A 12,099-nucleotide genomic window follows, 5' to 3' on the forward strand; every position below is an offset into this window, starting at 1 on the left:
GGACATTCCCCGGGTGAATTCGATCACGTACCGTGATCAGTGTGGAGCTGCTCGAGCGCGACGACGAGCTGCGCCTCCTCGACCGGGCCTGGCGGGAGGCGCGAGGCGGGTCCGGATCGATCGTGCTGCTCGCCGGCGAGTCGGGGATCGGGAAGACGTCGCTCGCGCGGCGGTTCGCCGACGGCCTCGACGTCGGCGAGCTCCTCTGGGGCGTGTGCGACCCGTTGGGCGTGCCCCGTCCCCTCGGGCCCCTGCACGACGTCGCGGCCGACCTCGGCGACCCCGTCGCGTCGCTGCTCCACGTCGGCGCCCCGCCGCACGAGATCCACCGGGCGCTGCTCGAGGCGCTGTCCGCCCGGCCGCGGGTCCTCGTCGTCGACGACCTGCAGTGGGCCGACGAGGCGACGATCGACCTGCTGCGCTTCCTGCTGCGCCGCATCGCGGGCACCCGCTCGCTGGTGCTGGCCACCTACCGCGCCGACGAGCCCGACCCGCAGCCCGAGCTGCGCGCGCTGCTCGGCGACGTGGCGCGCACCCCCGCGGCCACCCGTCGTGAGCTCGGCCCGCTGTCCGTCGCCGCGGTGACCGCGCTGGTGGGTGAGCGCGACATCGACCCCGCCCGCCTGCACCACCTCACCCGTGGCAACTCCTTCTTCGTCACCGAGGTCGTCAGCCAGGGCGGGGAGCTGCCGCTCTCGGTCCGCGACGCCGTCCTGGCGCGCACCGCGGGCCTCGACGCCGACGCCCGCGACCTCGCCGACCTGCTTGCGTGCGCGCCCGGTCCGGTCCCCGACACGCTGCTGCCCGCCCTCGGGGTCGGCATCGCCCCGCTGCGCACGCTCGACTCGGCCGGGCTCCTCGCCCGCGACCGGCGCGGCATCACCTACCGCCACGACATCTGCCGGCTGGCCGTCGCGGACGCGATCCCGCCCGGCGGGGAGGTCGCGCTGCACCGGCGGATGCTCGACGCGCTCGAGACGCTGTCCGACGCCGACCCGGCGGTGCTCGCCCACCACGCGCTCGCCGCGGGCGACGACGGCCGCGCGTTCCGCTACGCCTCGCGGGCCGGCCGGGTGGCGGCCGGGTCGGGAGCGCACACGGAGGCCGCGCGGTTCTTCGCCACGGCGCTCGAGCGCGCCCCGCGCGACGCCCGCGGGGCGCGGGCGGGGCTGTGCGAACTGATGGCCAACGAGCTCTACCTCACCGACCGGCTCGACGAGGCGGTCGCGGCCTGCGAGTGCGCGGTCTCCTGGTGGGAGGCCGACGAGGACCCGGACGGCGTGGGCACCGGGCGCCAGTCGCTGGCGGTGTTCGAGTGGTACCGCGGCAACCGCCGCACCGCGGAGGAGAACGCCGCGGCCGCGGTCGCGGTGCTCCGGCCGCGGGCCACCCCCGGGAGCCGCGCGGGCGGCCTGCTCGCCAGCGCGCTCACGGTGCAGGGGTTCCTCGCCCTGCACGGCAGCGACCTGGCCGCCGCGCGCCGCCTCCACGACGAGGCCCGTGCCGCGGCGGCGGGGGTCGTCCACCGCGACCTCGACGTCCAGCTCACCGTGGTCGACGCGGTGGCCGCCGTCCTGGCCGGCGACCTCGCCGAGCGCGACCGGCTGCTCGCCGTCCTCGACGCCGCCGGGGACGGCTTCACGGAGTCGCACTCCACGGGCTGGAGCAACATGGTCAACGTCGACGTCGAGCAGCGGCGCCTCGACGCGGCCGAAAAGGCCCTCGACCGGGCGCTGCCGCTGTCCGTGCAGTGGGACGTGCCGCTCTGCTACGGCTGGCAGCGCGGCGTGCGCGGCCGCCTGCGGATGCTGCGGGGCTCCTGGGACGAGGCCGTGCTCGACGCGGGAGCGGTGCTCGGCGAGAGCGCCTCGCTGCTCACGCACACCTGGCCACGCCTGGTCCAGGGCGTCGTCGCGCTGCGCCGCGGCGAGCCCGGATCCGACGCCGACCTCGAGCGCGCCTGGGACCTCGCCGTCCGCTACGCCGAGCCGCTGCGCCTGCTGCCCGCGGTGTCGGCGCTGGCCGAGCGGAGCTGGGTGACCGGCGAGCCGGACATCCGCCTCGACCGCGCGCCCGAGATGCTGGCCGACGCGGGCTCCCGCCCGGGCGCGGAGTGGTCGGCGGGCGAGCTCGCGGTGTGGCTGACCCGCCTCGGGTACACCGTCGACGCGCCGGCGCTGCCGGCCGACTGCCCGTTCCGGTTCTCGCTCGACGGCGACCACGCCGCGGCGGCCGAGCGCTGGGCCGAGCTGGGCGCGCCCTACGACCGGGCCCTCGCGCTGGTCGACGCCGGCGAGCCGGCCGACGTCTTCGCGGGCCTGGAGACCCTCGACCGGCTCGGCGCCGAGGCGGTGGCGGCCAAGGTGCGCCGCGACCTGCGCGGGCGCGGTGTCAGCGGCGTGCCCTCCCGGCCGCGCGCGGCCACCCGCGCCAACCCGGCGGGGCTCACGGCGCGCCAGGTCGACGTGCTGCGCCTGCTCGCCGAGGGCCTGACCAACGCGGGCATCGCGTCGCGGCTGTTCATCTCGGAGAAGACCGCCGACCACCACGTCTCGGCGATCCTGGCCAAGCTCGGCGTGGGCACCCGGCGCGACGCCGCGTCCGCGGCCCGCTCGCTCGGCCTCGCCCCCGACCGTCGCCGGGTGCCCACCGGCATGTGAGCACGCGGCGCACCCCGACGTAGGGAGTGACGCAGCGCAATGTAGGGAACGGTCGCCGATGCCGTGACTCCCCGTCCGGCCGCATCGTTCTCGGCATGGATATCACCCTGCGTCACACTCCCGCCGCCGAGGTCCGGGTCGCGCTCCGCGATCTCGCCTCGGTCGCGGTGGGTCTCGCCCCGTTCGCGGTGCTGATCGGCGTCACCGCCGTGCGCACCGGCGCCGGTGCCGGCGCGGGCGTGCTCTCGTCCGTCACCGTCTTCGGCGGGAGCGCCCAGCTCACCGCGCTCGCGATGATCGGGGACGGCGCGTCGCCCCTCGCCGTGATCGCGGCGGTCACCCTCGTCAACGCGCGCTTCCTGCTCTACGCCGCGGCGCTGGAGCCCGGCTTCCGGGACCAGCCGTCGTGGTTCCGGTGGCTGGCACCGCACTTCGTCGTCGACCCCTCGTACGCGATGGCGTCACGGCGCCCCGATCTCCTCGAGGACCCGTCCCGGTTCCGCCGCTACTGGCTGACCGCGGGCCTCGGGCTCGCCGCCACCTGGGTCGGGCTCACGGCCGTCGGCGCCCTGTTGGCGCCGGTGCTGCCGGCCTCGTCGGCACTCGACGTCGCCGCCCCGGCCATGTTCCTCGCGGTGCTCGTGCCGCAGCTGCGCGCCCGGCCCGCTCGAGCCGGCGCCGCGGTGGCCGCGGTCGTCGCCGCGACCGCCTCGCCCCTGCCCGACGGCCTCGGTCTGCTGTGCGGCATCGCCGCCGGCGTCGCCGCGGCCACGCTGTCCGACCGGAGTGCGTCATGATCATGCTCGGTGCGGCCGCCGCGACCTACGCGCTGCGCGTCCTGCTCATCACCGTCGTCCCCGCCCGCCGCCTGCCGCCGGCCCTGCGCCGGGGCCTGGGCCACCTCGCCCCGGCCGCGCTCGCCGCGCTCGTCGCGACCGCCCTCGTCGGCCACCGCGGCCTCGGCGCCCTGGTCACCCTGAGCCCCGCCCACGTCGGGCTCGCCGTCGCCGCGCTCGTCGCGCTGCGGTTCCGCAACCCCGCCGTGGGAGTCCTGGCCGCCGTCGCGGTCGTGCTCACCTGGGAGGTCCTGACGTGACCCGCACCCTGCTCGGCGTCTGGGCCCACCCCGACGACGAGACGTTCCTGTCCTCCGGGCTCGTCCTGGCCGCCCGCGAGCGCGGCGACCGGGTCGTGCTCGTCACGGCCACCCGCGGCGAGCGGGGCACCGACGACCCCGCGGCCTGGCCGCCCGAGCGGCTCGGCCGGCTGCGGGAGCGCGAGCTGGCCGACGCCCTCGCCGTCCTCGGCGTCGACGAGCACCGCTGGCTCGGGCACCGCGACGGCGATTGCGCCCTCGCCACCGAGAAGCTGGCCGCGCGGGCCGTCGCGACGATCATCGAGGAGGTCCGTCCGGACACGATCGTGACCTTCGGGCCCGACGGCGTGACCGGCCACGACGACCACCGCGCGGTCGGCCGCTGGACCACCCGCGCCCGCGACGCGGTCGCACCGGAGGCGGAGCTGCTGCGCGCCGTCCTCGTCCCCGACTTCACCCGCCGGTTCGCCGACGTCAACGACGCCCTCGGCATCTTCATGGACGAGCCGGCCGCGGAGGTCGTGCCGGACGTGCACACCCGTCTGGAGGGGGATCGACTCGACCGGAAGATGGCAGCGATGCTCGCCCAGGACAGCCAGACCCGTCGTCTGGTCGACGCTGTCGGGTTTCCGGCGTTCCGACGCTGGTGGGCAGAGGAGGCCTTCCTGCGTACCCCGCCCGCGGTCACCGCCATGGCGGCCTGACGTGCGATGACGCACCGTGGTCGTCCGTGCGGGACCTGACGTCGATCGGACGCGACCGAACCCCGTCGTCACCCTGCCGTCGCCCGCCGGTCCTCTGTAACGTGGCCTACATCGTGCACCGGCAGGGAGGGGGCAGCGTGGTCCTCGTCGACAGCGTCACCCGCGCGGGAGGTTCGGTCATCGCACACCGCCGCTCCGGAGAGCAGCCGGTGGGCGGTGCGACCGTCGCCCCGACGCGGAGCCCGGCCGACCGGGCGACGACGCGTCCACGCACGGGCACGCCGCCCCGGCTCGCGAAGTTCCACGTCCCGGAGATCCTCTTCGGCCCGGGCTCGCTGTCGGAGGCCGCGCACGCCGCGGTCCGGCTCGGCGCCCGCCGCCCCCTGCTGGTCACCGACCCGGGGCTGTGCGCCGCCGGCTGGCCCACCCAGCTCTGCGCGTACCTCGCCGAGGCCGGTCTCGTCCCCACGGTCTGGGAGGGCGTGACGCCCAACCCCAAGGACCACGAGATCGCCGCCGGCCACGTCGTCTACCGCGAGCAGGGCTGTGACGTCATCGTCGCCCTCGGGGGCGGCTCGGTGATCGACGCGGCCAAGGGGATCGCGCTGCTCGCCGGCAACGGCGGGCTCATCACCGACTACGAGGGCGTCGACCGGATGGCGCTGCCGATCCCGCCGATGGTGATGGTGCCGTCGACGTCGGGCACCGGCGCGGACGTCTCGCAGTTCTGCATCGTCACCGACACCGCGCGCAACACCAAGATCACGATTCTCGGCCGGGCGCTGGTCCCGGACATGTCGATCGTCGACCCGCACCTGCTGACGACGATGCCGGACTGGCTCAACGCCGCCACCGGCCTCGACGCGCTCACCCACGGCATCGAGGCCTACGTCTCGCGCGCCCACAACCCGCTGACCGACCACCACGCCCTGCAGGCGATCGCGCTGGTCGGCGAGCACCTCGAGCGCACCATGGACCACCCCGCCGAGGAGGCCGCGCGCACCTGCATGGCGCAGGCGGCGCTCGAGGCCGGGCTCGCCTTCACCAACGCGATCCTCGGGGCCGCGCACGCCATGAGCCACCAGGTGGGCGGCCTGCTCGACCTGCCGCACGGCGTGATCAACGGCGTCCTGCTGCCGCACGTCATCCGGTTCAACGCCGAGCCCGACCCGCACCGGTTCGTGCCGATCGCCCAGGCCCTCGGCCTGCCCGGCGACATCACGCCGGACTCCGACGCCGGCGCCGCCGAGGCCGCCGAGTGGGCCGCGGTGGAGGTGCGCCGTCTCGCCGACGAGCTCGGGGTGCCCAAGGGGCTCGGCGAGATCGGGGTGACCGAGTCCGACGTCTCGGTGCTGTCGGCCATGACGCTGGCGGACGCCTGCCTGTCGACGAATCCCCGCGAGGCCGACCAGGCCGACATCGAGACCCTCTTCCGGGCGGCGCTGTAGTGGGGTCGCGCGGTACGGCGGCCGTCTGATGAGCGTCGACCACCACGATCTGGACCAGCTCACCGGCATCCGGTCGGGCAAGCCGTCCTTCTACATCGAGTACCTGGCGTCGGCCGAACGGCTGCGCCGGGTGATCCACGCGCTGGACCGGATCTCGCGCGCCCTCGTGCGCACCACCGAAGGGCCGGGCACGCTCGTGCGCTCGGTCGCCGAGGCGGCGGCCGACCACCTCACCGCGCACTGGGTGGTGTTCGCGCTCGCCGAGGGCGCCCTGCCCGAGGCCGCCCCCCGCCACCTCGTGCTCGGCCCGGCCGGCGAGGAGGTCGACGCGGCCGACCCCGACCTGCCGCCGTGGGTCGTCACGCACCTCGAGGCGGTGCGGTCCGGCGCGGGCCACGTGCACCACGACTCCACCGGGGACGTCAGCCGCAGCAACGGCGCGGACGGCGACCACGCGCACGACCCCCACCACCTGCACGTCCCGGTGCACCTCGACGGCGACGTCGTCGGCGAGATCGTGGCCTGGACCGGGGCCGAGCGGGCGATCGACGCCACCGACGCCTCGGTGCTGCGCGTGCTCGCGGGCCAGACGGCCGCCGCCCTGCAGAACTCGGCGCTGCACCAGCGCACGATGACGCTCTACGGCGAGGCCAGCCGCCACGCCGAGGACCTCGCGGCCCGCAACGACCAGCTCCAGCGCACCCGCGACGCGCTCACCGTCGCCCGCCAGCGCGAGACCCTCGACGCCGAGCGCCACCGGATCGCCCGCGAGCTGCACGACTCGGTGACCCAGTACGCCCTCTCGGCCGGGATGCAGATCGAGGTCGTGCGCTCGGAGATCCGTGACGAGCGCCAGCGCGAGCGCCTCGAGACCGCGAAGGCGCTGACCCGGCGCGCGGTGGAGCAGCTGCGCTCGGCGATCTACGCGCTGAACCACTCCGGCGACCGCGGGCCGCAGAGCCTGCCCGCGATGCTCGAGGAGCTCGGCACCGTCCACATGCCCTCGGACCTGCGCGTCGAGGTGCGGCTGGAGGGCCGCCCGGTCGCGCTGTCGTCCGGCGCCGAGCGCTCGCTGTTCCGGGTCGCGGGCGAGGCGCTGTTCAACGCCGCGGTGCACGCCGAGGCGAGCGTCGCCGTCGTGCGCCTGGCCTACCGCAAGGACCGGCTCGTGCTCTCGGTGTCCGACGACGGCACCGGCGACCCGGAGCACGTCCGCCGCTCGCTGCGCGTCGCCGCGGCCGGCGACCTCGACGGCTCCCACCGGGGCCTCGCCAACATGGCCGACCGCGCCCGCGAGATCGGCGGCACCCTGCGCATCCGCCGCGCACCCCAGGGCGGGATCCGGGTCGAGGTCGGCGTGCCCCTGGGCTCGCCTGCTCCCGCCGAGACCGCCGAAGAGTCCAGGAGCCGGTCATGACCGAGATCCGCGTGCCCGCACGCACCACCGCCAAGCGCGGCGAGGTCCGCATCGTGCTCGTCGACGACCACGCGATCGTGCGCCAGGGCCTGCGCTCGGTGCTCGAGCGCGAGCCCCAGTTCTCGATCGTCGGCGAGGCGTCCAGCGCCGCCGAGGCCCTCGCCGTCGTCGCCCACCAGCGCCCGACGATCGTCCTGCTCGACCTCAAGCTGTCCACGAGCTCCGACTCCGAGGGCCTGCAGCTGTGCCGCCAGCTCACCCAGGCCCACCCCGGCGTCGGCGTGCTGGTGCTGACGACGTTCCTCGACGACCGCCTCGTCGTGGAGGCCGTCCACGCCGGCGCCCGCGGCTACGTCGTCAAGGACGTCGACACCACCGAGCTCACCGGCGCCATCCGCGCCGTGTCCCGGGGCGAGTCGGCGTTCGACTCGCGCTCCGCGGCCGCCGTCGTGCGCTCGCTCAACGGCCAGCAGCCCCACGGCGACCCGCTCACCGGCCGCGAGCTCGACGTCCTGCGCCTGCTCGCCCGCGGCATGTCGAACCGCACCATCGGCCGCGAGCTGTTCATCTCCGAGACGACGGTGAAGTTCCACGTCGGCAACCTCATGCGCAAGCTCGACGTCACCCGCCGCGCCGAAGCGGTCTACGCCGCCTCGAAGATGGGCCTGATCTAGCCGGAGACCGGGGTCGACGTGGTTGTCAGCCTGGCGTCCATGCTGATGTCAGACATCAGGAAAGCCACCACGATCACTCAGAGCATCGTGACGTCCAGCCCGGCGAGCATCTCCGGGTCGGCCATCATCTCGATCGCCGCGATGCGCCCGTCGACGACGACGATGTCGAACGCCGAGTAGAGCTTCCCGCCCGGCGCGAACGCCGCCCCGAGGAGGCCGTCGACCAGCGCCGGTTGCGCCGCCCGGGCGCGCCCGCAGAACACGCGGGCGACGGCGTCGGCGCCGCTGACGGTCTCGGTGACGTCCGGCGCGCCCGGGTTGCGGGCGGCGGCGGCCACGGCGACGCGGTCGGCGCGCAGCTCGACGTCGGGGTCGAGGACGGCGAGCAGGCCGGCGAAGTCGCCCTCGCGGGCGGCGGTGAGGAAGGCGTCGACGACCTCGCGGCGCCGCGCCGGGTCGGCCTCGGCCGTGTCCGACCCGCCCTGCACGCGCCGCCGGGCCCGGCTGGCGAGCTGGCGCGCCGCGGCGGGGCTGCGCTCGACGACCGTGGCGATCTCGGCGAAGGGCACCGCGAACAGGTCGTGCAGCACGAACGCGAGCCGCTCGGCCGGGTCGAGGCGGTCGAGGACGACGATCAGCGCGGCGCCGAGGGCGTCGGCCTGCGCCGCGCGCGCCTCCGGGCTCGGCTCCGGGTCGGTGGCGTCCGGGGCGTCGTCGATCGGCGACTCGGCCCGCGTGCCGCGCGACCGCAGCATCGACAGCGCCACGCGGCCGGCGACGGTGGTCAGCCAGGCGCGGAGGTTCTCCACCTCGGAGACGTCGGTGCGCGCGAGGCGCAGCCACGTCTCCTGCACGGCGTCGTCCGCCTCGGCCGAGCTGCCCAGCAGGCGCAGCGTCACGGCGCGCAGGTGCGGTCGGTGGGTCTCGAAGGTCGCGGCGAGTGCGGTCTCGTCCATCGGTCACATCCTCGCGTCGTGGGGCGTCACCAGGGAGACCGCCGCGCACCGGCGGATGTGACCACGAGCGAGGAGTTCGTCATGACCGCACGACTCGAGCACTTCACCCGCGCGCTGCCCGGCTTCGGCGAGGCGGTGGGCGCGATGATCGGCACCATCCGCGCCGCGGGCGTGCCGGACACGACGCTGGAGCTGGTGCACCTGCGGATCAGCCAGATCAACGGCTGCGCGTTCTGCGTCGACACCGGGACGAAGGGGCTGCGCAAGAACGGCGAGTCCGACGAGCGCCTCGACCACCTGCCGGTCTGGCGGGAGGCGACGGTGTACTCGGACGGCGAGAAGGCGGCGCTCGGGCTCGCCGAGGCGGCGACGCGCATCGCGGACCGCCCGGACGCCGTGTCGGACGCGGTGTGGGGCGAGGCGGCCCGGCACTTCGACGAGACCGCGCTGGCCGGGCTCGTCGCCCAGATCGCCCTGACGAACCTGTTCAACCACGCCAACGTCGCGATCCGACGGCCGATGGGCGCCTGGTGACACGTGAGCGAACTTCCGGGCTATAGCCCGGAAGTTCGCTCACGTAGGTCAGGGCAGCGGCGTCAGGAGGCGGTGGGGGCGGCGGAGGGCGCGGCTGACGGCGTCCTCGCGCTCGCGGGCCGAGCGCTCCCCGTCGTCGGGGTCGAGCGGGCGGGTCTCGAGCGACGCCGGACCCGGCAGCGTCCCGCACGCCGGACACACGGCGCCGGCGGCGAGGTCGGCGCCGCCGGCGGGGCAGTCGGCGTGGCGGAACCGGCGCCGCCCGTGCGTCGGGCCCACCCGGTGCCGGTCGCCCCAGTGCGCGAGCGTGAACAGCACGGGCCAGAGATCGAGCCCGGTCTCGGTCAGCACGTACTCCTCGCGGCCGGGGGCGTACGGGCGCCGTTCGAGGATGCCGGCGTCGACGAGCGTCGCGAGCCGGTCGGAGAGCACGGCACGGGGGACGTCGAGGTGGGCGCGCAGGTCGGCGAAGCGGCGCACGCCGAAGAAGCAGTCGCGCAGCACGAGCAGCGTCCAGCGCTCGCCCACCACCTCGAGCGCGCGGGCGAGGGCGCACTCCTGGCGGTCGTAGTCGCGGCCCAGTGGCACGCCGACCACGGTAGCGCGTCACACCGCATCAGGTTCAATGACCGAACCGAAGCTGCTAGCGTCGCTGCTCGTGACCTCGCCCCGCGCCACCCTCACCGTCGCCGCGGCCGCGACGTTCCTCGCGCTCGTCGTCTTCACCACGCCGCTGGCGACGCTGCCGTCGACCGCCGGCGCGCTCGGCGCCGGCCCGGAGGCGCAGGCCTGGATCCTCAGCTCGATGAGCATCGGTCTCGGCGTCGCGCTGCTCTCGGTGGGCGCGCTGGGCGACGACCTCGGGCGGCGCCGCGTCCTGGTGCTCGGCGCCGTCGTGCTGGCGGCGTCGTCGGTGCTCGGCGCGCTGGCGCCGAACGCGCTCGTCCTCGTCGTCGCCCGGATCCTGCAGGGGATCGGCGCCGCGGCCCTGGTCGCGTGCAGCCAGGGGTTGCTCGGCCACGCCTTCCCGGCCGGCACGCACGAGGCGCGCACGGCCAGCGGCATCTGGGGCGCGAGCCTCGCCGCCGGGATCGCGGTCGGCCCGTTCCTCGCCTCGGGCCTGGACCGCGTGGTCGGGTGGACCGGCGCCTACTGGGTCGCCGCGGTCGCGTCCGTCGTCCTCGCGCTCGCCACCCAGCGGCTCGTGGCGGAGTCGCGCGCCGCGGAGCCACGTCCCCTCGACCTGCCGGGCGTGATCGTCCTGGCGGCGGGGCTCGCGGCGCTGCTGGCCGGGCTGACCGAGGGCCGCTCCGGGTTCGGCCGGCCCGGGGTGCTGGCCCTGCTCGCGGCGGGGGTGGTGCTGCTCGTCGTCTTCGTCGTCGTCGAGCGACGCCGGACCGCGCCGATGCTCGACATGGGGCTCTTCGCGACGCCCGCCTTCGTCGCCGCGACGGTCGGCGCCCTCGCGACCGGCCTCGGGATCATCGCCTCGTCGTCGTTCCTCTCGACCGTCGTCGAGCGCGGCCTGGGCAGCACCGCCCTGGTGGGGGCGACGCTGCTGTTCGCGTGGTCGGGCACGAGCGTGGTCACGGCCCTGCTCGCCCGGCGCCTGCCGGCCGCCTGGTCCGGGCGTCTGCTGCTCGCGGGCGGCCTGCTCGTCATCGCCGCCGGCCAGCTCCTGCTCCTGGGCCTCGAGCCGGGCGACTCCCCGGCGACGCTCGCCCCGGGTCTCGCCCTGGCGGGCGCGGCCACCGGCGTCGTCAACGCCGCCCTCGGACGCGAGGCGGTCGCCAGCGTGCCGCCGGGGCGCGGCGCGATGGGCGGCGGGGCCAACAACACCGCCCGCTACGTGGGCTCCGCGATCGGCGTCACGATCGTCGCCGTCGTGGCCACCCGCCCGTCCCTGGGCGCCGGCCCGGCCGCCCTCGTCGCCGGCTGGAACGACGCGGTGCCGATCGCCGTCGCGTTCTCGCTGCTCGGTGCCGTCGCCGTGGCGGCCTGCCGACCCCGGCGGGTGCGGACTCCCGTGACGACCGGGTGACGCAGAGCCACGTCCGGGGGAGGATCACGGGTATGGACAAGACGAAGCTCGCCGAGACCCAGGGCCCGCTCAAGTCGCAGTACAAGGAGGACCCCGAGTCGGCGGTCGTCACGCTCAAGGCCGACGGTGACGTCGACGGCTCGGGCATCGCCTGCCGCGTGCAGACGTCCCAGGCCCTCGTCGAGGCCGGCCTGCACCCCGCCACCGGCGGCGACGGCACCCAGCTCTGCTCGGGCGACATGCTGCTCGAGGCGCTGGTGGCGTGCGCCGGCGTCACCCTGCGGGCGGTGTCGACGTCGATGGGCGTCGAGATCCGTGGCGGGAACGTGCACGCCGAGGGCGACCTCGACTTCCGCGGCACCCTCGGTGTCGCCAAGGACGCACCGGTCGGGTTCCGCGAGGTGCGGCTGCGCTTCGACATCGACACCGACGCGGACGCCGACACCCTCGCGACGCTGCACAAGCTCACCGAGCGGTACTGCGTCGTGTTCCAGACCCTCGCGAAGCCGCCGGAGCTCTCGGTCGAGATGACCCCGCGCCAGGCCGCGAGCGCCTGAGGCACCGACACG

At 75.7% G+C, this 12,099-nt stretch carries 12 protein-coding genes; 10 read left to right on the forward strand and 2 right to left on the reverse strand.

Going from position 1 to position 12,099, the window contains the following annotated elements:
• Positions 1–32: 32 nt before the first annotated feature.
• The 7 genes from ACR9E3_RS07575 (at position 33) to ACR9E3_RS07605 (ending at position 7,999) form a co-directional block, all read left to right on the forward strand.
• Complete coding sequence (locus ACR9E3_RS07575; RefSeq protein ID WP_460379602.1) at positions 33–2,660, forward strand: ATP-binding protein; 2,628 nt, start codon at positions 33–35, stop codon at positions 2,658–2,660.
• A 95-nt stretch (positions 2,661–2,755) separates the two neighbouring features.
• The gene (locus ACR9E3_RS07580; protein WP_460379603.1) at positions 2,756–3,457 is read left to right on the forward strand and encodes an AzlC family ABC transporter permease; all 702 of its coding nucleotides are present in this window, start codon (positions 2,756–2,758) and stop codon (positions 3,455–3,457) included.
• A complete protein-coding gene (locus ACR9E3_RS07585; RefSeq protein ID WP_460379604.1) occupies positions 3,454–3,756 on the forward strand; it encodes an AzlD domain-containing protein in 303 nt (100 codons plus the stop codon). The genes ACR9E3_RS07580 and ACR9E3_RS07585 overlap by 4 nt, the downstream gene beginning before the upstream one ends.
• The gene (locus ACR9E3_RS07590) at positions 3,753–4,460 is read left to right on the forward strand and encodes a PIG-L deacetylase family protein (RefSeq protein WP_460379605.1); all 708 of its coding nucleotides are present in this window, start codon (positions 3,753–3,755) and stop codon (positions 4,458–4,460) included. Before ACR9E3_RS07585 ends, ACR9E3_RS07590 begins: the two co-directional genes overlap by 4 nt.
• Before the next feature lie 209 nt (positions 4,461–4,669).
• Positions 4,670–5,908 (forward strand): iron-containing alcohol dehydrogenase, encoded by a 1,239-nt coding sequence (locus tag ACR9E3_RS07595; protein WP_460379606.1) that lies wholly within the window; start codon positions 4,670–4,672, stop codon positions 5,906–5,908.
• A 28-nt stretch (positions 5,909–5,936) separates the two neighbouring features.
• Entirely contained in the window at positions 5,937–7,325 is a 1,389-nt protein-coding gene (locus tag ACR9E3_RS07600; protein WP_460379607.1) for a MadS family sensor histidine kinase, read from the forward strand.
• Positions 7,322–7,999: a MadR family response regulator transcription factor gene (locus ACR9E3_RS07605; protein WP_460379608.1), complete on the forward strand. Its 678-nt coding sequence runs from the start codon at positions 7,322–7,324 to the stop codon at positions 7,997–7,999. Before ACR9E3_RS07600 ends, ACR9E3_RS07605 begins: the two co-directional genes overlap by 4 nt.
• A gap of 77 nt (positions 8,000–8,076) precedes the next feature.
• Here the strand turns inward: ACR9E3_RS07605 and ACR9E3_RS07610 are convergent, their stop codons facing one another.
• Positions 8,077–8,955 carry a sigma-70 family RNA polymerase sigma factor gene (locus ACR9E3_RS07610; RefSeq protein WP_460379609.1) on the reverse strand — a complete coding sequence of 293 codons (879 nt, stop codon included), beginning with the start codon at positions 8,953–8,955 and terminating at the stop codon, positions 8,077–8,079.
• An 81-nt stretch (positions 8,956–9,036) separates the two neighbouring features.
• On the opposite strand from ACR9E3_RS07610, the gene ACR9E3_RS07615 reads away from it, so the two are divergent.
• Positions 9,037–9,489, forward strand: a complete 453-nt coding sequence (locus ACR9E3_RS07615) for a carboxymuconolactone decarboxylase family protein (RefSeq protein WP_460379610.1) — start codon at positions 9,037–9,039, stop codon at positions 9,487–9,489.
• 48 nt (positions 9,490–9,537) lie between these two features.
• On the opposite strand, the gene ACR9E3_RS07620 is transcribed toward ACR9E3_RS07615, so the two are convergent.
• Complete coding sequence (locus ACR9E3_RS07620) at positions 9,538–10,077, reverse strand: winged helix-turn-helix transcriptional regulator (protein ID WP_460379611.1); 540 nt, start codon at positions 10,075–10,077, stop codon at positions 9,538–9,540.
• A 37-nt stretch (positions 10,078–10,114) separates the two neighbouring features.
• On the opposite strand from ACR9E3_RS07620, the gene ACR9E3_RS07625 reads away from it, so the two are divergent.
• Positions 10,115–11,530, forward strand: coding sequence for an MFS transporter (locus ACR9E3_RS07625; RefSeq protein WP_460379612.1), 1,416 nt, complete (start codon positions 10,115–10,117; stop codon positions 11,528–11,530).
• Between the two features lie 32 nt (positions 11,531–11,562).
• Entirely contained in the window at positions 11,563–12,087 is a 525-nt protein-coding gene (locus ACR9E3_RS07630) for an OsmC family protein (RefSeq protein ID WP_285650758.1), read from the forward strand.
• The last annotated feature ends 12 nt before the right edge of the window (positions 12,088–12,099 follow it).

The organism is Actinomycetospora sp. C-140 (assembly GCF_054796175.1).